Genomic DNA, 19,369 nt, shown 5'->3' with positions numbered 1-19,369 from the left:
CCAGCACGTAGGACACCCCGGAAGGCACACGGACGTTGTCCTCCAGCACCCGGAACGTACCCGCCGCATCACGGACAACGTCGATACCGGACACGTGCACCCGCACCCCACCGGCCGGTTCGAAACCGTGCACGGCACGGTGGAAATGCGCGCTCGTGGTCACCAATGCCCTCGGCACCACGCCGTCAGCCACCACCGCCATCCGCCCGTAGACATCGTCCAGGAACGCCTCCAGCGCCCGCACCCGCTGCGCCACCCCCCGCTCCAGCACATCCCACTCATCAGCCGGAATCACCCGCGGCACGATATCCAACGGAAAGGGACGCTCCTCCCCCGCATAATCAAACGTCACACCCCGGTCCAGGAACGTCCGCGCCATCGACTCGGCACGGGCGCTCACATCCGCAAGCGAAAGCTCGCGGAGAGCACCGTCCACCTGGCCGTAGGACTTTCGGGCAACGGTGCCCGGGGCGAACATTTCGTCGTAGGCGCCGGAACGGGCGGCGGCCTCGGAGTAATCCCGGAATAGCTCTGACATGGGATTCAGACAATCACCTTTTCGATTACGAACGCATTTCGCGTTCTGCATGTTGCGCAGTGGCACCGGCTGTAGCGCGGGGTTTGCTAGCTGCAAATATACCGGGCACGGCCGCATGGGCCGCCGGACGCGCCCGTGCGGTGCTGGTTGCGCTTGGCTCCTGGTTCCTTATTGCCCTCCTGGGCTGGGCGCCGTCTTCCTCATGATTAGATAGCTGGGTGTCGAATCACAACTTGGCGCGCGCTGAGGCCGCCACCCGTTCAGCCCTGATCAGCACTCACAGCTACGACGTCTCCCTTGACGTCCGCGAAGCCGCCGATGCCGGCGTACCGGGGTACACAAGCCGCAGCGTCATCAACTTCTCGGCCAAGCCTGGTTCGTCCACGTTCCTGGATTTCATCCACGGCGGTGTACACAGCGTCTTCCTCAACGGAAAGGGACTGGATGTCGCCGAGGTAGTGGACGGCGACAGGATCCACCTCAACAATCTCCAGGCCGAAAATCAGGTCACGGTCACCGGAACCGCCCTTTACAGCCGATCCGGCGAGGGCATGCACCGCTTTGTCGATCCCGCGGACGGACAGTGCTACCTCTACACGCAATACGAACCGGCGGATGCCCGCCGTGTGTTCGCGAATTTCGAGCAGCCGGACCTGAAGGCCGAATTCACCTTCCACATCATGGCTCCTTCTTCTTGGCAGGTGGCTTCCAATGGCGCCGAGCTCGCCCGGACGCAACTGACGAGCGATCCGGCGACGAGCCGCTGGGACTTCGCCACCACCAAGCGGATGTCCACCTACATCACCACGGTCCTCGCCGGTCCCTATTTCCGCGCCACGGACCAATGGAGCAAGACGCTCGACGACGGGACCAGCCTTGAGGTTCCCCTGGCGCTCTATTGCCGCGCATCCATGCAGGGGTCCTTCGATGCCGCCGGGCTTTTCCGGCTGACGAAGAACGGCCTGGATTTCTTCAACGATCTCTTCGACTATCCGTACCCCTGGGGCAAGTACGATCAGGCGTTCGTGCCCGAGTACAACCTCGGTGCGATGGAAAATCCCGGCCTGGTCACCTTCACGGAGAAGTACGTCTTCACCTCGCGGGCCACCGATGCCCAGTACCAGGCCCGCGCCAACACCCTCATGCACGAGATGGCCCACATGTGGTTTGGCGACCTCGTGACCATGACCTGGTGGGACGATCTGTGGCTCAAGGAATCCTTCGCCGACTACATGGGTACCCTCGGCGTGGACAAGGCCACGGACTGGGACAGCGCCTGGGTGAATTTCGCGAACAAGCGCAAGTCCTGGGCATATCTGCAGGACCAGTTGCCCACGACCCACCCTATTGTCGCGGACATTCCCGACCTCGAGGCCGCCAAGCAGAACTTCGACGGCATCACCTATGCCAAGGGCGCATCCGTCCTCAAGCAATTGGTGGCCTACGTCGGATTCGAGGCGTTCATTGCCGGCTCGCGCCGCTACTTCAAGGATCACGAGTACGGCAACACCTCGCTGGCCGACCTCCTCCAAGCCCTGGACACAGCGTCGGGCCGGGACCTTGGCACCTGGGCCCGGCAGTGGCTGCAGACCTCCGGGATCTCCACCGTTGCGGCCGAGATCGCCGGAAACGGCGATGCCATGGCAACGGTCACCCTGCGCCAGGACTCCGTGGATCCCGTCACGGGCAAGCAAGAACACCGGCCGCACAGGCTCAGGATCGGTCTTTACAACTTTGACGACGGCGGCCAGTTGCTCCGCACAGAGGGCATCGAGCTCGACGTCGACGGCGCCGAAACCACGGTGGGGGCTCTCGAAGGAAAGCCGCGCCCGGCCCTCCTGCTCGTGAACGACGACGACCTCAGCTATGCCAAGGTCCGCCTGGATGCGGGATCCGAAGCAACAGTACGTTCCTCCTTGGACCGCCTCAGCGACCCCCTGGCCCGGGCGTTGTGCTGGACAGCCCTGTGGGATTCAGCGCGCGACGCCGTTACCCCGGCGGAGCTGTACGTCGCCGCCGTCGAACGCTTCGCCCCCGCCGAGTCAGGAATCGGCGTCCTCCTCAACGTTCTGGACAACGCGGTGACCGCCGTCGAGCGCTACATCCCGGCTCTGCAGCGGGATGAAGTCCGGGAGCGCCTGATGGCGGCCAGCGCGAGGCAGCTGCGGACCTCCGAGCCGGGCTCGGACCAGCAACTCGCGTGGGCCAGGGCCCTGGCCCAGTTGTCGCGCCATGATGGGGCTTACGTCGAGTTCCTCCGGGGCATTCTCTCCGGCAGCGTGACAGTGGACGGGCTGACGGTGGATGCGGATCTCCGGTGGAGCCTGTGGCAGGCGTTGGCAGCCAACGGAGCGGCCACGCTTTCGGAACTGGATGCCGAGCTAGCCCTGGACCACACCGCTTCCGGGCGCGAAGGCCATGCTCTGGCCGGAGCTGCCCGTCCCGATATTGACGTCAAGACGGCCGCATGGAATGCCGCTGTCAACGACACGGGGCTCTCCAATGAGATTCTGAGCGCCACAATCGCAGGTTTCTCCCTTGCCCCGTCCGGGCTCCTGGACGGCTTCACGGAACCGTACTTCGACTGCCTGGAGGATATCTGGCAGTCCCGGAGCATCGAGATCGCAAGCCGGATTGTGCGGGGCCTGTTCCCCGCGGCCCGGGATCTTCAGGCCGGGACGGCTCCGGGAGATCATCCTGTGCTTCGGCGCACGGACGATTGGCTTAGCGCCCACACGGCGGCTCCGCGTGCACTCCGGCGCATCATCATTGAGCAGCGAAGCCATTTGTTCCGCGCCCTGACGGCGCAAGCCGCCGGCGCTTCGCAACAAGAAGCTGTGGCACTGCAGCAGTGCTGACGCGGGAGCCGGCGTTGACGAGCTGGCCTTTGAACCAAGGAGATCGCCGGCATCGTCTTTAGATGCAAAGCCCGGCGCTCCGCATGGGCCTTTCCTGAGGACGGTCACCATGAAGATTCCTCGCCCCGTGCTTGCCGCCGCAGTGCTGAGCGCCAGCCTATTGCTCGGAGGCTGCTTCGGCGGACAACCCGCCGCTCCGGCACCCGCAAGCCCACCGGCGAGCACAACGCCCGCCCCAAGCGCGCCGTCGCCTGCACCGACGGCGACGCCGGTCGCGCCAACTACTACCCCGCCCGCCGTCGTTCCACCCCCGGCGCCGCCAACCGTCGTTCCGCCGCCTGTACAGGCGCCGCCCGCCGTAGTCCGGCCTCCAGCACAGGCGCCACCCCACATGGTTCCGCCGCCCCCGCGCCACCCCAATGGCGGCGACCGCGACGGCGACGATAACGGCGGACCGGACGACGGCGATGGAAACCGCTAGCGCGCCAAGGCGCAACAGAACAGCACTCTTCGCCGTGCTCTCCCTGGGCGCGGTTGCTGCGATGATGGCCGTCGCAGCTTGCAGTTCGTCTGTTCAAAGCCCGGGGACAAGCACCGTGCAGTCTGCGGAGTTGCCGTTCGCGTGGTTCACGGCAGCACCTGCCCCGGCAGGCTGGAGAACCATGGACCTTCCGGATGGCACCGGGGTCCTTTCAGTCCCTCCCGATGCGAGTCCTGCCGAAAGCGACCCCGGCAGCGTGTCCGCGACTGTGTCGTCGTCAACGGGCGAACTGCGGATGTACCTCAACGCCACACCCCGGCAGGGCAGCGAGTCGCTGGACAATTGGAGCACCTTCAGGCTAGATCACTTGGCGGACGAGAACTCCTCGCCACCCACCAAAATCGCTGAACGCACCGGAATGGCTTTCCGCGGAGGCACGGGTTCCTGCGTGGAGGACAGCTACGTAACCCGCGTCGGCAACAACCGTTACCGTGAAATGGCTTGCCTCGTAGCGGGGAGCAAGGGCATCAGCGTCCTCATCGTGGCTGCTTCGGCCGATTCATGGCCGCTCTACGGTCCGGTCCTGGAACAGGCAGTGAACGCGTACCGGGCCGGGTAACTAGGGAACACCGGCAGTTAAGGGACACCCGCAGTTAAGGGACACGGTGCAGCCATTCTTCGGTACCGAACTTTGACTGCACCCGTTCCCGCGCTATTGCCAATTCGGCGTCGGTGATGCTGGACTCCGTGGCGCCGTACCGCTCGGTGAAAACTTCCTGCATGGCTTTGATGATCTCTGTCCGTGCCAGGCCGGTTTGCCGGCGGAGTGGATCCACGCGCTTCTTTGCGCTGCGGGTGCCTTTGTCGGATAGTTTTTCCTTGCCGATGCGCAAGACCTCCACCATCTTGTCGGCGTCGATGTCGTAGCTCATGGTGACGTGATGCAGCATTCCGCCGTTGGCTAGGCGCTTTTGCGCGGCACCGCCGATCTTGCCCTGCTCGGTGGCGATGTCATTGAGCGGGACATAGAACGCGGTAATGCCCAGTTTTTCCAGGGCAGCCATGACCCACGCGTCCAGGAAAGCGTAGGAATCGGCGAAGCTGATGCCATCGACGAGGCTCTGTGGCACATAGAGCGAATAGGTGATGCAGTTGCCCGCCTCCATGAACATGGCTCCTCCGCCGCTGATGCGGCGGACCACTGTGATGCCGTGGCGCGCGACGCCGTCGGGATCCACCTCGTTGCGGAAGGACTGGAAGCTGCCGATCACCACCGACGGCTCTTCCCAGTCCCAGAAGCGCAGGGTGGGCTTGCGTAGCCCGGCCCCGACCTGTTCGGTGAGGACCTCGTCCAGCGCTACATTGAGGTGGGTGGGAAGGACCGACGGCGGGATGACCTCCCACTGGTGGTCCGCCCACCCGCTCGCCTTGGACAGCGCCCTGCGGACAGCAACGGCGACGGCGTCGGCAGAGAAGCCGAACAGGACCGTGTCGGCGGGCAGTGCGGCGGTGACGGCGGCGGAAATCTCCGCCGGCGTCGAACTTTCCGGAAGGCCCGTGAGCGCCCGGTTGATGTCCAGCAGGGCCTCGTCCGGTTCGAGGAAGAAATCGCCGCTGAGCGAGACGTGCGCGAACCGCCCGTCCACGACGTCGAGGTCGACCACCACGAGTTTTCCGCCGGGGACCTTGTATTCGCCATGGAGCCGGGGTTCGTCTTGCTCGAAAGGCATGCTGGAAGTCATGGTTTCCATCCTGCCGGAAAACGCAAAAGCCCGCAGCCGCCGAAGGTACGGCAGGTGCGGGCTTTCACAGAAGCTTGGAGGTGAAGTTGATTACTTCTTGCCGCCGAAGCCCTTGAAGCGAGCGTTGAAGCGCTCGACGCGGCCTGCGGAGTCCATGATGCGCTGCTTGCCCGTGTAGAACGGGTGGGACTCCGAGGAGATTTCGACGTCGATGACCGGGTAGGTGTTGCCGTCTTCCCACTCGATGGTCTTGGAAGAAGACACGGTGGACTTGGTCAGGAACTTGACGCCGGAAGCCAGGTCGTTGAATACAACAGCTTCGTACTTCGGGTGGATATCAGACTTCATAATGGGACCTTTTGTTCACGCAGCTGGATTTTGCCAGCTGCCAGGTATGAATGGATTCGGTCCGCGCACCGCCTGCCGTTCATAACGGTTTTCCGGTGCCGGGCCAACAATCAATCATAACGGAAACCGCAGGGCCAAACGAACCGAGGTCAGCCGCGGGGGCGGTCTCCTCATTGGCCGCGCTTGTCAGGAGTGCCTGCAAGTGTCCTGGCTAGTTTGCTTCCCTGTAGTCGTGGTGGACGTCGTTCGGCAGGGACTCTGCCTCGCGTGAGCGGAGTTCTGCTTTCAGCTTCCGCGTCTTCTGGATCTGTATTTCGTTGAGTATCAGAGGAATGAGCGCAAAGAGCGGGAAGACGAGCCGCCCGAAGACAGGGAGGTCTTCGAGAAAGATCGCCCAGAACACTGCGAAGACGAATACAGCACTATAGATGTACCGGAAGACAAGCATGTTTCTGCTCGTGCGTTATGCGCAGTCGCGGGCTGGCATGGGTATGGCCCCGGCTCCAGGATTCCAAATCCTGAATCCGTAGCAACCCCACAGGAGAAGCCCTGAGCTGGACTGCCAGACGTTTCCGATGTTGCGGACGATGTCCTTGGCCGAGCCGAGGCCGACGAGGGAGCAGATGGCGGTGAAGACCTTCCCGACCCAGCCGGTGATGCCGACCAGCGTGCAGGAAGTGCCTGGGCCGGCCACAAGAATCGAGGCCGTCATCTTGCGGATGGTGTCAGCCTCCCAGCCGTACATGGCGACGACCGGGTATGGAATCCACTGGATCGAGGGATCCGCGACGATTGGATAGGCAGCACCGTTGGTGTTGACGTGCTGGGTGATTTTGGACCCGTTGACGGTATACGACGTCGGGAGCTTCTTGCCGTTGGAGTCGAGTGCCCATGGGGCACTGATGAATGGAATCACGATGCGGGCGGACTGGTTGCGGAGCTGCACGCCGCCGTCGTTGGTGAGTTCTGCGACGTACCCATCCGGGATCGACATGGAGAAGTCCGCGGAAGACTTGCCCCGGTCGAGGACCATGATCATGCTCTGGGTATCTTTGGTGCGGGCGACCACGGAGTTTTGCACGTCGTCGGCGGCGATGGCGGCGCCGAGTGGTTCGGCTTCGCCGTGGACTTTCGCAGTCCCGACCATGGCACCCTGCTTCTTGACGACGGCGTCGCCCTTGAGAAGGCCGGAAGCCTTGGCGGTGATCCTCTTGACCGTTTGGACCGCGTCCTTGACAGACTGCTGTTCGGCGGCATTGGCAGGTGCGGCGAGGCCGACGGACGCGATCAGAACTGCCGCTGCCGCGGTTCCCCTGAGCAACTTCTTCAGTGCATTCATCAAGTTGTCCCCTAACCTCTGATTGACTTGGAATCAGCAACACCAAAGGTGATAGCCGTCTTTCACTTTATTTTGCGGCGTCGAGGGAAACGTCATCCTCGGGGACTAGATTGTGCGCCGATTCGGTTTTGCCTGGTCCACCTATCGGATGAGCCGGATAACGACGCTCAGACCCTTCGCGCCGCAGGCGTGCCCGACCGGGGCAGAGCGCCGGCTGTTGCTTGGCTCGCCCGTCTAGTGTTCGACGGGTCGGAATCGCGGGCTCGAGTTGGCGAAGAGACAGCAGACCCCAGCCAAAGAATCATGCTGCACTTTGTCTCAGAAGTCCGCATGTGGAGCGGTGGATCCCACTTCAGCTGTACGAGGCCACGCCGACTTGCGCCGAGATCGCAATGGAGGGTCTGAGCGGCTAGCGCGCCAGCCGGGTCTCCTCCTCCAAGTGGCCGAGCTTGTCCGGGTTCCGCATGGCGAAGATCCGTGCGATCCTGCCGTCCTCCACCACCAGGCTGATGAGTGACGGACCGCCTGCTTCGTCGTCGATCCGGATGCCGAGGCCGCCGTTGAGCCAAAGCAGAGCGATTTTCGGGCTGAGCGCGGCCTCCGGGAAGGACCGCAGCAGATTTGTTACCTTCTTCGCACCGTACACGGGCACCCGAACCGCCTGCGCGAGGCCGCCGCCGTCGGCGATGAGTACGACGTCAGGCGCCAACACATCCATCAAGCCCTGTACATCCCCGGTGGTGACCGCCGCCAGGAACCGTTCGACGACTTGCTGCTGCTCGCTGCGGTCCACGCGCATGCGGGGGCGGCGGGCGGCCACATGAGAGCGCGCACGGCTGACGATCTGGCGCACGGCTGCCGCTGACTTGCCGACGGCCTCGGCAATCTCCTCGTAGGGCACGTCGAAAACCTCCCGTAGTACGAAGACCGCCCGCTCCACAGGGGTGAGCGATTCGAGAACCGTGAGCATGGCGATCGAGACGCTTTCGGCCAGTTCCACGTCCTCGGCGACATCCGGCACGGTGAGCAGGGGCTCGGGCAGCCATTCCCCGACGTAATCCTCCCGCCGTCGTGACAGCGCGCGGCGGCGGTTGAGCGCCTGGCGGGTGACGATACGGACGAAATAGGCCCGCGGGTCACGTACCTCCGCGCGGGCTCCGGCGCCCAGGTCAGACCACCGCAGCCAGGCCTCCTGCACCACGTCCTCGGCATCGGCGGCGGAGCCGAGCATTTCGTAGGCGACGGTGAAGAGCAGGCTGCGATGGGCGACGAAATGGTCCAAGCTGTCGGTGGCGCCGGAGCTACTCATGCCCGCCACGCTACCGCGCACCGCTTCGTGCCGCGAACGGCTTCAAGCCACAGGCATCCGCGAATCCCTCGGACTCAATGCCGAGGGCGACATTGCCGCGGGTCGTGAGGTTGGCAAAGCTGATAACGCTGGTCAGCTCAACCAGGGCCGGTGCGCCGAGCTGCTCCAGCAGCCGGGCAGCGAGCTCGTCAGTGACCGTTACGGGGGTCGTGCTCATCGCTTCGGCATATTCCAGCACGTCCCGCTCCAGGGGCGTGAAGACCCCGGAATCACGCCAGCGCGGGATCTGCTGTGCCTTTTCCAGGTCGAGGCCGTGGTTGTGGGCCATGAAGTAGTTGTAGTCCAGGCACCACGTGCAACCGATGAGTGAGGCCACGGCCATGTGCGCGTAGGACTTCAGCGACTCGTCACAGCTGTTCCACTTCTGCAGCTTCTGTCCAAAGCCCATGGATGCCTTGAGAACGGGCTGGTTGTGCCACATGACGCCCAGCGATTCCGGGACTTTGCCAAACATCTTCGCGCTGAACTTCTTGATGAGTGCGCCGTAGAAACCGGTGATCTCTGCGGCCGGGATCCTGCTGGTCATGACTCCTCCTGCGGGTCGGTTCTGGGTCCTACGACATGAAGACACCGCCCGCGCCCGATCTGTGACAGTGACGCCGTGAAGCCAGAGGGCGGCGTCCACCTGATCTGATAACTGTCCCCGCCCGCGTAGCCTAGGGCTAACGATTATTGGGGGGAACCAGTGAATTTAAGTCCAGCCTTCAGTGTTATTGGGGTTCTGTACGCGATCGTCACGTTCGTGCTGGCCGGACTGGCGGTGTACGCCCTGGTCCTCGTCATTGTTTTCCTTCGGCTGCGGATCGCCGAGCTGAAGCAGGCGGCACGGCGCAAAGACGATCCCCTGCGGTGATGACTCGAGCAAGCGAATGACCCGGTCAGGACGCGTCAGGGCTGCCATGGGATATGGCGACGGACACAGCGAGCAGCTGATCGGGAAGGTGCTCACCGATCGGCAGGAGCCGGTGGTCGTCGCGACCAAGGCCTCGCCGAAGAACAGGCAATGGCCCGCGGCGGCCGATACGCCGGTCTCGGAGGCCTTCCCCAAGGGCTATCTCCGCGAGTGCACCGAGGCGAGCCTCGCACGGCTCGGCACGGACAGCATCGACGTGCAGCAGATGCATGTCTGGGCACCCTGACTCGACTCAGATTTTCCTGCCTGCCGTTCGTTACCTCGTCGCGTAGAAGGCCACAGCCGACGACGCAGCAACGTTCAGCGAGTCGACGCCGTTCAACATCGGAATCGTCACTCGGGCATCAAGTAATTGATCTGTCTCGGGCTTCAGCCCGTCGCCTTCGGTTCCGAAAACCAGCACCAGGTTTTGATGATCCTGGGCCACCAGCTCATCCAGAGTGATGGCCCCCTCCCCCAGGGACATGCCTGCCACGAAGTAGCCCGCCTCTTTCAGCTGTTCGATGCTAGCCGGCCACGGGTCGATCCTTGTCCACGGCACCTGGAAAACGGTGCCCATACTGACCCTGATCGAGCGCCGGTACAACGGATCGGCACACTGAGGCGTCACAAGCACGGCGTCAACGCCAATGGCCGCGGCTGACCTGAACACGGCTCCGACATTCGTATGGTCGGTAAGGTCTTCAAGCACTGCGATCCTTGATCGCCCTCGTGCACGAACGCAATCGGCGAGAAGTTCTTCGAGGGGCACGGGCGCGGGCCGGTGCATGGCTGCCATGGCACCGCGGTGCAGGTGGAATCCGGTGATTTCCTCAAGCAGGGAAGACTTGCCGATATAGACCGGCACCTCGGGGAACTGTTGGAAAACGTCGTCGAGGTCTTCCAGCCATTTCTCCGCGAGGAAGAAGGAACGGGGCTGGTGCCCGGCTGCGAGGGCGCGTCTCAGCACCCGTGACGACTCTGCGATGTACATGCCTTCCACGGGCTCGCGGAGCTTGCGGAGGTGGACATCCGTCAGTTGCGTGTAGTCGGAAACACGCGGGTCGTCGGCGGTTTCGAGGTAGTGGAAAGTCACGGGTTCCTATTTCAGCAGGTTGGCGATCATGAAGCCGAGGGCCACGATGCCGAGCGCGAAGATCACGATGCGCAGCGCGAGGGGCTTCAGGCGCCGGCCCACTTTGGAGCCCACCAATCCGCCGATCAACGAACTGACCGCAATGACGGCCACCACCGGCCATTCGATCCGGCCAAAGGCAAACAGGAGGTAGGAGCACGCTGCCACCACGTTGACGGCCAGCACGAGGATGTTCTTCATCGCGTTGGCGTTCTGGATGGTGCCGGTCATGAAGACACCCAGAATGCCGACCAGCAGGATGCCCTGGGCCGCCACGAAATAACCGCCATAGACCCCTGCGAGGTACACCAGGACCACAAGGACAACGGTGTGGCGCTTGTCATGGATGGCGTGCTCCGGGTTGCCTGCCCGGTCCTGCACCCACCGTTGGAGTTTGGGCTGGAAAAGCACCATGAGCAGCGCGACGACGATCAGGATGGGAGCGGCGTAGTAGAAGACCTTCTCCGGGAGGTGCAGCAGCAGCCAGGCACCCGTGATGCCGCCGAGCAGCGACGCGGGCAAGAGCCTGAGGAGTTGCCGGCCACGGCCCCTGAGTTCGTGGCGGTAGCCCCAGGCCCCTGTCACGTTGCCTGCCACAAGCCCCATGGCGTTGCTGATGGTCGCGGTGACGGGTGCGTAGCCCAGGGCGATGAGGACCGGGAACGTGACCAGCGTGCCGGAGCCGACCACGCTGTTGATGGTTCCGGCCCACAAGCCCGCGAAAAAAATCAGGATGCCGTTAAGGATCTCCACTGCTTTTCGCTGCCCCGGCCTAGCGGCGGGCGGTGGCCGTGTAGCGGCCGGAGTTTTCGGTCACGTCCAGGGGCAGGCCGAAGGTGTTGCTGAGGTGTTCTGCGGTGAGGACTTCCTCGATGGGTCCTGCGGCAACCACCCCGCCGTCGCGAAGCAGCATGGCGTGGGTGAATCCCGGAGGAACCTCTTCAAGGTGGTGCGTGACAAGGACCATTGCCGGAGCGTCCTCGTCGCGGGCGAGCTCACCGAGTTTGTGGACGAGCTCTTCGCGTCCGCCAAGGTCCAGGCCGGCTGCCGGCTCGTCGAGCAGGAGCAGCTCCGGATCGGTCATGAGGGCCCGGGCGATCTGCACGCGCTTGCGCTCACCTTCGGAAAGCGAGGAGAAGGAGCGGTTCAGCAGCGGACCCATGCCCCACTCATTGAGGAGACCGAAGGCCCGGCGCTCGTCGTCGCGCTCGTATCCTTCGCGCCAGCGGCCGGTCACACCGTAGGCAGCGGTGACCACGACGTTCAGCACGTTTTCCTGTTCCGGGATCTGGGTGGCCAAGGCCGCGGAGGAAAGGCCGATGCGCGGACGGAGCTCAAACACGTCCACGCGGCCAAGCGTCTCGTCAAGGATCCCGGCTTTCCCGCTGGTGGGATGCATCCGTGCGGCGGCGATCTGGAGCAGAGTGGTCTTGCCGGCGCCGTTGGGACCGAGGATGACCCAGCGTTCGCCTTCATTGACCTGCCAGTCAACCTTGTCCAGCAGGGTCTTGGTACCTCGGACAACGCTGACGGAAGCCAATTCAAGAACATCACTCATAGGAGTAGACACTAGGACAAAAACGGGGGCGATTGATAACCGAAACTTCGGTCACACTGTTTGCGCGCCGCCATGAATGAAACAGGAATTCGGGCGGCGGTTCCGCCCTCGCTAAGATTGCAGCCATGAGTTCGAACTTGACCGCGGTCAGCTATGGCGTGAATTTGTCCCCTTCGGAGCTTGAACACCTGCGCAAGGTGCTGTCCGGATCGGGGGCTTCCTTCACGTCGGAGTCGCGTTCGGGCGACGAGCGCTTCGGGGTCTACACCATGGGCCTGGCCGTTGACGGGGCTACCGTCGCCGATTTATCAGGCATCCGGCGCAGGGTCGCCGAGGCCGCCGCACCGGGCATGGACACGGCGATCGTCGCCGACGCGCTGCGTGACGCGTCGCGCAAGCTGCTGATCATGGATGTGGACTCCACCCTGATCCAGCAGGAAGTGATCGAACTGCTTGCCGCACATGCCGGCAAACGCGAGGAGGTAGCGGCCGTCACGGAGGCCGCGATGCGCGGCGAACTGGACTTCGCACAAAGCCTTCACGCCCGGGTGGCGGTCCTCGCAGGCCTGCCGACCGCCGTCGTCGACGCCGTCCGCGCCGAGGTGCGCCTCAGCGAGGGGGCGGCCGAACTCGTGGCTGCATTCAAGGCCGCCGGCCATGCGGTGGCGGTGGTGTCCGGTGGCTTCAACCAGATCCTGCGGCCTATCGCTGAGGAACTCGGGCTGGACTACTGGATCGCAAATGAACTTGAAATCGTTGACGGCTTCCTCACGGGCAAAGTCGTTGGCGACGTGATCGACCGCGCCGCCAAGGAGAAATACCTTCGCGAGTGGGCAGCCGCCGAGGGAATCGACCTGGAGCACACCATTGCCGTGGGTGACGGCGCGAATGACCTCGACATGCTGGGCGCTGCGGGCATCGGTGTGGCGTTCAACGCCAAGCCTGCCGTCCGGGCGGTAGCCGATGCCGCCATCAACATGCCGTACCTGGACGCCGTCCGGCATATCGCCGGCGTTTAGGCGGGAATTCACGCGCAACGAAGAAACGGCCCGGGACTGTGTCATTCAGACAGTCCCGGGCCGCTTCTTGATGCGCTAAAGGGTGATCAGGCGCTCTTGCCGAAGTAGTCGGCGCCGCCGACGTATTCGGTGTGGCCGCTCTCGACGTCGGCCGTGACCATCTTTGCCACCTCGGCGGCGAATTCCTCCACCGAGTACAGCTTGCCGGCCTCGGCCCGGCGGGCCTCAATGGCGCCCGGGTTGGAGCGGTCCAGCAAGGTGGCCGTCACGGTGCCCTCGATCATGTCGCCGGAAACCACGACGAGCGAGATGCCCTTGTCGGCAAGGTCCGGGAGCAGTCCGCGCAATGCGTCTTCGCCGGCGCGCTTGCTGCGGGCTACGGGCTCGTACTCGGGCATCGTAGGCACGGTCTCGACGAAGTGCGCCTGGTGGCTCGTGACGAACACCACGCGTGAACCTTCCGGCATCAACGGAACTGCCGCGTTGAGCATGTTGATCTGGGCATCGCGGTTCAGCTTGAGGGCGTAGTCCTCCTCCATGCCGGATTCCATGCCGCCGGAAGCGTTGAGCACGAGGACGTTCAGCGAACCGAATTCCTCCATGGCCGCGCTGGCCAGCGCCTGGACGCCTTCCTGGGTGGTCAGGTCCGCGCCGACGGCTACAGCGCGGCCGCCGCTTGCTTGGATCTCGCCCACTACCTTGTTGGCCCGGGGGGCCTTCTGGCGGTAATTGACGACGACGGCGGCGCCCTCGCCAGCCAGGATCTTGGCTACTTCAGCGCCGATGCCGCGTGAAGAACCGGTGACGATTGCCGTCTTGTTGTCCAGCAGTCCCATTCATGCTCCTTTATTCAAAACGTCCAACTTGTTCAAAACATCCAAGATCTATTGGTCCCGAGTCAATCATGCCAGCGGGATTGGTGATCTAGTGGCCCATGCCCAGGCCGCCATCCACGGGGATGACGGCACCGGAAATGTATGCGGCTTCGTCACTGGCAATCCAGCGGACCACGTTGGCGACCTCGGAGGCCTCTGCAAAGCGGCCGGCCGGAACACTCGCCAAGTAGGCTTTCTGGGTGTCTTCGGGAAGCTCCGCGGTCATGTCGGTGTTGATGAAACCCGGTGCGACCACGTTCGCCGTGATGCCCCGGCTGCCAAGTTCCCGGGTGAGGGAACGGGCAATGCCCACCATGCCGGCCTTCGAGGCCGAGTAATTGATCTGTCCCGGGGCACCGTAGAGGCCAGACACGGAAGAGATCAGCACAACCCGGCCCTTGCGCAGGCGGATCATGCCCTTCGAAGCCCGCTTGATGACCCGGAAGGCACCAGTGAGGTTGGTGTCGATGACGGAGGTGAAGTCGTCCTCGCTCATGCGCAAAAGCAGGGTGTCCTTGGTGATTCCCGCGTTGGCTACCAAAACCTCAACAGGTCCGTGGGCGGCCTCGACTTCCTTGAACGCGGCATCGAGGGAAGCCTCGTCGGTCACATCGGCCTTGACGCCAAGGATGCCCTCGGGAAGGGGCGTTTCGCTGCGGTACGTCACGGCGACGTTGTCACCGTTGGCGAGGAATGCCTCTGCGATAGCCAGGCCGATGCCGCGGTTTCCGCCCGTGATGAGGACACTGCGGGCGGTTGATACTGCTTCAGACATGCTGCTCTCCAGAGTTCCGCGGCAGCACCGTGCCGCTTGAAAGTGGGTGATTTCCTGCATCGATCTTAGCCGCCGCGAGCCTCCGGCCGCGGGTAGCTGCGCCCGGCGCGGTTTGGGAGGCCCGTTCGGGGGTGAGAGAATTGAGGGAAGCCGTTGGAGCGTGATGAATCAGCCGTGACAAGAGATAGCAGTCCCCTGCAGGCACCCGGGGACCCGGACGCCGTTTCAGGCGACCCCGTGGTGCACAGCATTACCGACGCCGCTGCCGCCCACTCGGACGACATGCGCGAACGAATGATCAAGTATGCCGTGGCGATGGGTATCCGCTTGGTGTGCCTCATCCTCATTTTCGTGGTCGATGGCTGGTTCAAGATCATCGCCGTCGCAGGGGCCGTGTTTTTGCCTTGGATTGCCGTAGTGATCGCCAATGGCAGCGACAAGGCCGAAGTACACAGCGACGCCTTGTTGGACTACGTCCCGGCCGCGGAGCTGGAAGCGTCACCCGATGAAGGGGAGCCGGCCGCAGCGCCCGTCACCATCTTGGAGGGCGAACTCATCGACGACGACGCCCGCCAAGATGCCTCCGGCCCGGAGCCGGATGACACCACCGGCGGCAAGCACCACTATCCGTTCAGCGGGGAAGAACAGGCGGCTTCATGAACATCTTCACTTTGGGCGGGCTTGGGCTAGAGAGTGAGCAACATGCCGGCCAGGGCGAGACGCCTGCGGCTGTGTGCTCACGCAAGGCGTGCCGCGCGGATGCCACGTGGCAGCTCCTCTGGAACAATCCCCGTATCCACGCTCCCGAGCGCCGCAAGGTGTGGCTGTCCTGCGAGGAGCACCGGGAATGGTTGGAGGACTACCTGCAGACCCGCGGCCTTTGGAAAGAGACATTACCTTTCGACAAGGCCACTGACCCAGGCGAGGCCCGCTGAATGTACCGCTTTCTTTTTTCCAGCAAATGGCTGGGCTACTTTGTCCTGGCCGTGATCTTCGCCACGGGTTGCGTTTTGCTGGGCCGCTGGCAAATGGACCGCAGGGCCGAGACGTTGGCGGAAATCAATCGTGTCGTCAACAACTATTCGGCCACTCCCCTTCCCTTCTCTGCTGCCAAGGCGGAGTTCCAGTCTTTGGATCCCGAACGGGAATGGGCGCAAGTTGAGCTGCACGGAAGGTACGACGTTTCGGGACAACGAGTCGTCCGTAACCGTCCCCTCAACGGCCAGCCGGGTTACGAGGTAGTGGTCCCGTTCCGGTTGTCGAGCGGCGAAGCGGTTGTGGTTGATCGCGGGTGGCTGCCCATCGGAAACAAGACTCCCGGCCACCCCGACAGCATCCCGGCCCCGCCGGCCGGGGAGGTCACCGTCGTCGTACGATTGCAGGCTTCGGAGGCCGACCTAGGGCGTGGCGCCGTCGATGGCCAGCTGCAATCGATCGATCTTCCTTCCTACGCCACGGAACTTGGCTATCCCATCATGACCGGCGCCTACGGGCAGCTCGCCACAGAGTCGCCGGCTGTCCAGGTGATGCCCGCGCCGTTCGCCAAGCCGGCCACGGACGAGGGTACCCATCTCTCCTACTCCTTGCAGTGGTTTGCCTTCGGCGTGCTCATGTTCGTCGGTTTCGGCTACGCGGCCCGGCAACAGGCCCGCAATGCCCGGATTGATGCCGAGGACGAGGAAGAAGAGCTAAGCGCGATTCCTCGCCGCAAGGAGCCCGCGCCACGGAAATCAAAGCGGCCAACGGCCGAAGAAGAGGAAGACGCCATCCTGGATGCACAAGGCTACTGAGATGGTCCCGGCACCCGTGCTGAATGTGAAGTCGGCCCTGACCGCGGCCGGCGCCCAAGACACGGTGCGCACGTTCGACGACGAAGTCCCCACCGCGGCCGCGGCGGCTTCGTTGCTGGGTTGCGATGTTGCGGCCATCGCCAACAGCCTGGTGTTCGAGCTTGACGGCGCTCCCCTGTTGATTCTCGCGAGCGGGGCCGCGAAGGTGGACACCGCCCTGGTGGCGGCGTCCTTGGGGACGGCCAGGATCCGCCGGGCAAGCCCTGACTTTGTCTTTGAGCACACCGGCCAGGCCGTAGGCGGCGTAGCTCCCGTTGGACACCCGCAGCCCATTCGAACCATCCTCGATATTTCGCTCCAGGAGCATCCACTGCTCTGGGCAGGCGCGGGTGACCATAACTCGATGTTCTCCATCAGTTACAGCGAGCTCCAACGGATTACGGCCGCCCAGCCCTTGAAGGTCCGCTGAGGCGTTAGTCCCCCGCGGTTATGATCCGGTTGGTCATTGACCCGCGGGTCATTGATCCGCCGCGGCCTGGGGCTAGGCTGTGAGCATGGCTGAATACACCTACGTCACGTACATCGAAGGAACCCCGGACCAGATTTGGACGGCACTGACGGACGAAGCCCAAAGCGCTGAGTACTGGGGCCACGCCAATGTCTCGGACTGGAAGGCAGGTTCACGCTGGGAACACCGGCGCACGGACGGCTCCGGAACGGCCGACGTCGTGGGAACCATCCTGGAGGCAACCCCGCCGGCGCGCCTTGTGAACACGTGGGAGGATCCCGCGGTTCCAGCAGTGGTGAAGCCCGACGTAGTCACCTTCACCATCGAGTCACATGACGGCATTGCCAGGCTCACGGTCCATCACAGGAACATCGCCGACGACGAACAGTTGGCGATTGCAGGCCGCGGCTGGTCGGCGGTCCTGTCCAATCTGAAAAGCTACATCGAACTAGGCCGGCCACTTGCCTCCGTGCCGTGGGAAATGCCCTGAGGCGATCGCCTAAGCGAGGGTGATGAGGTCCAGGTAGTCTTCGTTCCAGTGGTCCTCGACGCCGTCCGGAAGCAGCACCACGCGTTCCGGGTTCAGAGCCTCCACGGCGCCTTCATCGTGGCTGACGAGCACGACGGCGCCGGAATAGTTCCGCAGTGCGCCGAGGATCTCAGCGCGGCTGGCCGGGTCGAGGTTGTTGGTGGGCTCGTCCAGGAGCAGCACGTTGGCGCTCGAGGCCACGATCGTGGCGAGGGCGAGCCGCGTCTTCTCACCACCGGAAAGCACACCCGCCGGTTTGTCGACGTCGTCGCCCGAGAACAAGAAGGAACCGAGGATCCCGCGGACCTCTGCGTCCTTCATGTCCGGAGCTGATGAACGCATATTCTCCAGGACGGTGCGGTCGTGGTCCAGGGTTTCGTGTTCCTGTGCGTAGTAGCCCACTTTGAGCCCGTGGCCCGGGACGATCTCGCCGGTGTCCGGCTTGTCCACCCCTGCAAGCATCCGCAGGAGGGTGGTCTTGCCCGCACCGTTGAGGCCGAGGATGACCACCTTGGAGCCGCGGTCGATTGCCAGGTCCACATCGGTGAAGATTTCCAAGGAGCCGTATGACTTGCTCAGGCCTTCCGCCGTGAGCGGAGTCTTGCCGCACGGAGCAGGATCCGGGAAACGCAAAGCCGCCACGCGGTCATGCTCGCGGACTGCTTCCAGGCCGCCAAGCAGCCGTTCGGCACGCTTCGCCATGTTCTGCGCCGCAACGGCCTTGGTGGCCTTGGCCCGCATCTTGTTGGCCTGGTCCATGAGGACCTGGGCCTTCTTCTCGGCGTTGGCGCGTTCCCGCTTGCGGGCGCGCTCGTCGGTTTCACGCTGTTGCAGGTAACGCTTCCAGCCCATGTTGTAGAAGTCGATCTGCGCCCGGTTGGCGTCCAGGTGGTAAACCTTGTTGACCGTGGCTTCGAGGAGCTCCACGTCGTGGCTGATCACAATCAGCCCGCCCTGATGGCCCTTGAGGAAGTCACGGAGCCAGGTGATGGAGTCTGCGTCGAGGTGGTTGGTGGGTTCGTCGAGGAGGAGCGTTTCGGCGTCCGAGTAGAGGATCCTGGCCAGCTCCACGCGGCGGCGCTGGCCGCCGGAAAGTGTCTTGAGAGGCTGGTTCAGGAGCCGCTCGGGAAGGGCCAGGTTGGAGGAGATAGCTGCGGCTTCGGCTTCGGCGGCATAACCGCCTCCTGCGAGGAACTCGGCTTCCAAGCGGTCGTAGCGGTTCATGGCTTTGCGCTGAACCGTTGCGTCTTCGCTGGACATGTCCGTTTGGGCTTGCTTTAGCTTGCCCACCACCACGTCGAGCCCGCGGGCGGAAAGGATGCGGTCCCGTGCCAGCTGTTCCATGTCCGGGGTCCGCGGATCCTGGGGCAAGTAGCCAATCTCACCACTGCGGGCAACCTTGCCTGCCGCGGGCAGTCCCTCGCCGGCAAGAACGCGGGTGAGGGTCGTCTTGCCTGCGCCGTTCCGGCCCACCAGACCGATTTTGTCCCCCTTATCCACGCGGAAGCTCACCTGGTCCATGAGCAGGCGGGCGCCGGCGCGCAGTTCGAGTTCCTGGACGGTAATCAATTCGGGGGATGCCTTTCAATGGGGAACACCCGCAGCACCGGAGG

At 63.7% G+C, this 19,369-nt stretch carries 24 protein-coding genes; 11 read left to right on the top strand and 13 right to left on the bottom strand.

Translation table 11 applies throughout. The features are described 5' to 3' along the window. Positions 1 to 538, bottom strand: a 538-nt coding sequence (locus tag QRN52_RS11335; RefSeq protein WP_284752815.1) for a circularly permuted type 2 ATP-grasp protein, incomplete at its 3' end; no start/stop codon positions are given. A 218-nt stretch (positions 539 to 756) separates the two neighbouring features. Here QRN52_RS11335 and pepN point away from each other — a divergent pair. The 3 genes from pepN (at position 757) to QRN52_RS11320 (ending at position 4,496) form a co-directional block, all read left to right on the top strand. Continuing rightward, on the top strand, positions 757 to 3,396 hold the full coding sequence (gene pepN, locus QRN52_RS11330) for an aminopeptidase N (protein ID WP_284752814.1): 2,640 nt from the start codon (positions 757 to 759) through the stop codon (positions 3,394 to 3,396). A 109-nt stretch (positions 3,397 to 3,505) separates the two neighbouring features. Beyond that, positions 3,506 to 3,877 (top strand): hypothetical protein, encoded by a 372-nt coding sequence (locus QRN52_RS11325; RefSeq protein WP_284752813.1) that lies wholly within the window; start codon positions 3,506 to 3,508, stop codon positions 3,875 to 3,877. Next, positions 3,864 to 4,496, top strand: a complete 633-nt coding sequence (locus QRN52_RS11320) for a hypothetical protein (RefSeq protein ID WP_284752812.1) — start codon at positions 3,864 to 3,866, stop codon at positions 4,494 to 4,496. The genes QRN52_RS11325 and QRN52_RS11320 overlap by 14 nt, the downstream gene beginning before the upstream one ends. A 34-nt stretch (positions 4,497 to 4,530) precedes the next feature. Here the strand turns inward: QRN52_RS11320 and lplAB are convergent, their stop codons facing one another. The 6 genes from lplAB to QRN52_RS11290 form a co-directional block, all read right to left on the bottom strand. Further along, positions 4,531 to 5,628 (bottom strand): lipoate-protein ligase LplAB, encoded by a 1,098-nt coding sequence (gene lplAB / locus QRN52_RS11315; RefSeq protein ID WP_502869705.1) that lies wholly within the window; start codon positions 5,626 to 5,628, stop codon positions 4,531 to 4,533. An 81-nt stretch (positions 5,629 to 5,709) separates the two neighbouring features. Beyond that, entirely contained in the window at positions 5,710 to 5,967 is a 258-nt protein-coding gene (locus tag QRN52_RS11310) for a type B 50S ribosomal protein L31 (RefSeq protein WP_009358283.1), read from the bottom strand. A 211-nt stretch (positions 5,968 to 6,178) separates the two neighbouring features. Further along, the gene (locus QRN52_RS11305) at positions 6,179 to 6,415 is read right to left on the bottom strand and encodes a hypothetical protein (RefSeq protein WP_284752810.1); all 237 of its coding nucleotides are present in this window, start codon (positions 6,413 to 6,415) and stop codon (positions 6,179 to 6,181) included. A gap of 15 nt (positions 6,416 to 6,430) precedes the next feature. After that, positions 6,431 to 7,306, bottom strand: coding sequence for a hypothetical protein (locus QRN52_RS11300; RefSeq protein ID WP_284752809.1), 876 nt, complete (start codon positions 7,304 to 7,306; stop codon positions 6,431 to 6,433). A gap of 409 nt (positions 7,307 to 7,715) precedes the next feature. Then, entirely contained in the window at positions 7,716 to 8,615 is a 900-nt protein-coding gene (locus QRN52_RS11295) for an RNA polymerase sigma-70 factor (RefSeq protein WP_284752808.1), read from the bottom strand. Between the two features lie 10 nt (positions 8,616 to 8,625). Continuing rightward, complete coding sequence (locus tag QRN52_RS11290) at positions 8,626 to 9,201, bottom strand: carboxymuconolactone decarboxylase family protein (RefSeq protein WP_284752807.1); 576 nt, start codon at positions 9,199 to 9,201, stop codon at positions 8,626 to 8,628. A 159-nt stretch (positions 9,202 to 9,360) separates the two neighbouring features. On the opposite strand from QRN52_RS11290, the gene QRN52_RS11285 reads away from it, so the two are divergent. Both QRN52_RS11285 and QRN52_RS11280 read left to right on the top strand, forming a co-directional pair. After that, positions 9,361 to 9,528: a hypothetical protein gene (locus QRN52_RS11285; RefSeq protein WP_284752806.1), complete on the top strand. Its 168-nt coding sequence runs from the start codon at positions 9,361 to 9,363 to the stop codon at positions 9,526 to 9,528. 16 nt (positions 9,529 to 9,544) lie between these two features. Next, entirely contained in the window at positions 9,545 to 9,814 is a 270-nt protein-coding gene (locus tag QRN52_RS11280; RefSeq protein WP_284752805.1) for an aldo/keto reductase, read from the top strand. A gap of 30 nt (positions 9,815 to 9,844) precedes the next feature. Here QRN52_RS11280 and QRN52_RS11275 read toward each other — a convergent pair whose 3' ends face one another. From QRN52_RS11275 to QRN52_RS11265, 3 genes are read right to left on the bottom strand one after another with little or no spacing between them, the layout of a single operon-like run. Next, positions 9,845 to 10,663: a TrmH family RNA methyltransferase gene (locus QRN52_RS11275; RefSeq protein WP_284752804.1), complete on the bottom strand. Its 819-nt coding sequence runs from the start codon at positions 10,661 to 10,663 to the stop codon at positions 9,845 to 9,847. Positions 10,664 to 10,669: 6 nt separating this feature from the next. After that, a complete protein-coding gene (locus QRN52_RS11270) occupies positions 10,670 to 11,455 on the bottom strand; it encodes a sulfite exporter TauE/SafE family protein (protein WP_284752803.1) in 786 nt (261 codons plus the stop codon). A gap of 19 nt (positions 11,456 to 11,474) precedes the next feature. Beyond that, positions 11,475 to 12,260, bottom strand: a complete 786-nt coding sequence (locus QRN52_RS11265; protein ID WP_059389255.1) for an ABC transporter ATP-binding protein — start codon at positions 12,258 to 12,260, stop codon at positions 11,475 to 11,477. A gap of 125 nt (positions 12,261 to 12,385) precedes the next feature. Here QRN52_RS11265 and serB point away from each other — a divergent pair, with 125 nt between their 5' ends. Next, complete coding sequence (gene serB, locus QRN52_RS11260; protein WP_284752802.1) at positions 12,386 to 13,279, top strand: phosphoserine phosphatase SerB; 894 nt, start codon at positions 12,386 to 12,388, stop codon at positions 13,277 to 13,279. 86 nt (positions 13,280 to 13,365) lie between these two features. Here the strand turns inward: serB and QRN52_RS11255 are convergent, their stop codons facing one another. Beyond that, positions 13,366 to 14,115 (bottom strand): SDR family oxidoreductase, encoded by a 750-nt coding sequence (locus tag QRN52_RS11255; RefSeq protein ID WP_284752801.1) that lies wholly within the window; start codon positions 14,113 to 14,115, stop codon positions 13,366 to 13,368. A gap of 88 nt (positions 14,116 to 14,203) precedes the next feature. After that, complete coding sequence (locus tag QRN52_RS11250) at positions 14,204 to 14,929, bottom strand: beta-ketoacyl-ACP reductase (RefSeq protein ID WP_284752800.1); 726 nt, start codon at positions 14,927 to 14,929, stop codon at positions 14,204 to 14,206. Between the two features lie 153 nt (positions 14,930 to 15,082). Between QRN52_RS11250 and QRN52_RS11245 the strand changes: the two genes are divergently transcribed. From QRN52_RS11245 to QRN52_RS11225, 5 genes are all read left to right on the top strand, one after another. Then, positions 15,083 to 15,589 carry a DUF3099 domain-containing protein gene (locus QRN52_RS11245; RefSeq protein ID WP_284752799.1) on the top strand — a complete coding sequence of 169 codons (507 nt, stop codon included), beginning with the start codon at positions 15,083 to 15,085 and terminating at the stop codon, positions 15,587 to 15,589. Beyond that, positions 15,586 to 15,864: a hypothetical protein gene (locus tag QRN52_RS11240; protein ID WP_284752798.1), complete on the top strand. Its 279-nt coding sequence runs from the start codon at positions 15,586 to 15,588 to the stop codon at positions 15,862 to 15,864. The genes QRN52_RS11245 and QRN52_RS11240 overlap by 4 nt, the downstream gene beginning before the upstream one ends. Then, positions 15,865 to 16,719 (top strand): SURF1 family cytochrome oxidase biogenesis protein, encoded by an 855-nt coding sequence (locus tag QRN52_RS11235; protein WP_284752797.1) that lies wholly within the window; start codon positions 15,865 to 15,867, stop codon positions 16,717 to 16,719. Continuing rightward, positions 16,703 to 17,188: a YbaK/EbsC family protein gene (locus tag QRN52_RS11230; protein WP_284752796.1), complete on the top strand. Its 486-nt coding sequence runs from the start codon at positions 16,703 to 16,705 to the stop codon at positions 17,186 to 17,188. The genes QRN52_RS11235 and QRN52_RS11230 overlap by 17 nt, the downstream gene beginning before the upstream one ends. Before the next feature lie 85 nt (positions 17,189 to 17,273). After that, positions 17,274 to 17,717 carry an SRPBCC domain-containing protein gene (locus QRN52_RS11225; protein ID WP_284752795.1) on the top strand — a complete coding sequence of 148 codons (444 nt, stop codon included), beginning with the start codon at positions 17,274 to 17,276 and terminating at the stop codon, positions 17,715 to 17,717. Between the two features lie 9 nt (positions 17,718 to 17,726). On the opposite strand, the gene QRN52_RS11220 is transcribed toward QRN52_RS11225, so the two are convergent. Further along, complete coding sequence (locus QRN52_RS11220; protein WP_184735294.1) at positions 17,727 to 19,325, bottom strand: ABC-F family ATP-binding cassette domain-containing protein; 1,599 nt, start codon at positions 19,323 to 19,325, stop codon at positions 17,727 to 17,729. Positions 19,326 to 19,369 lie beyond the last annotated feature (44 nt).

Origin of the sequence: Arthrobacter sp. efr-133-R2A-120 (assembly GCF_030209835.1) — a bacterium.
In the GTDB taxonomy this organism is placed as follows: domain Bacteria; phylum Actinomycetota; class Actinomycetes; order Actinomycetales; family Micrococcaceae; genus Arthrobacter.
This window is presented reverse-complemented; position numbering and strand designations above follow the sequence as displayed.

Coding starts and splice junctions, on each gene's coding strand:
- QRN52_RS11235 (WP_284752797.1), top strand. CDS start 15,865: ATGTACCGCTTTCTTTTTTCCAGCAAATGGCTGGGCTACTTTGTCCTG.
- QRN52_RS11225 (WP_284752795.1), top strand. CDS start 17,274: ATGGCTGAATACACCTACGTCACGTACATCGAAGGAACCCCGGACCAG.
- QRN52_RS11230 (WP_284752796.1), top strand. CDS start 16,703: ATGCACAAGGCTACTGAGATGGTCCCGGCACCCGTGCTGAATGTGAAG.
- QRN52_RS11240 (WP_284752798.1), top strand. CDS start 15,586: ATGAACATCTTCACTTTGGGCGGGCTTGGGCTAGAGAGTGAGCAACAT.
- QRN52_RS11280 (WP_284752805.1), top strand. CDS start 9,545: ATGACCCGGTCAGGACGCGTCAGGGCTGCCATGGGATATGGCGACGGA.
- QRN52_RS11255 (WP_284752801.1), bottom strand. CDS start 14,115: ATGGGACTGCTGGACAACAAGACGGCAATCGTCACCGGTTCTTCACGC.
- QRN52_RS11295 (WP_284752808.1), bottom strand. CDS start 8,615: ATGAGTAGCTCCGGCGCCACCGACAGCTTGGACCATTTCGTCGCCCAT.
- QRN52_RS11305 (WP_284752810.1), bottom strand. CDS start 6,415: ATGCTTGTCTTCCGGTACATCTATAGTGCTGTATTCGTCTTCGCAGTG.
- QRN52_RS11325 (WP_284752813.1), top strand. CDS start 3,506: ATGAAGATTCCTCGCCCCGTGCTTGCCGCCGCAGTGCTGAGCGCCAGC.
- QRN52_RS11310 (WP_009358283.1), bottom strand. CDS start 5,967: ATGAAGTCTGATATCCACCCGAAGTACGAAGCTGTTGTATTCAACGAC.
- lplAB (WP_502869705.1), bottom strand. CDS start 5,628: ATGGAAACCATGACTTCCAGCATGCCTTTCGAGCAAGACGAACCCCGG.
- serB (WP_284752802.1), top strand. CDS start 12,386: ATGAGTTCGAACTTGACCGCGGTCAGCTATGGCGTGAATTTGTCCCCT.
- QRN52_RS11250 (WP_284752800.1), bottom strand. CDS start 14,929: ATGTCTGAAGCAGTATCAACCGCCCGCAGTGTCCTCATCACGGGCGGA.
- QRN52_RS11300 (WP_284752809.1), bottom strand. CDS start 7,306: ATGAATGCACTGAAGAAGTTGCTCAGGGGAACCGCGGCAGCGGCAGTT.
- QRN52_RS11290 (WP_284752807.1), bottom strand. CDS start 9,201: ATGACCAGCAGGATCCCGGCCGCAGAGATCACCGGTTTCTACGGCGCA.
- QRN52_RS11320 (WP_284752812.1), top strand. CDS start 3,864: ATGGAAACCGCTAGCGCGCCAAGGCGCAACAGAACAGCACTCTTCGCC.
- QRN52_RS11265 (WP_059389255.1), bottom strand. CDS start 12,260: ATGAGTGATGTTCTTGAATTGGCTTCCGTCAGCGTTGTCCGAGGTACC.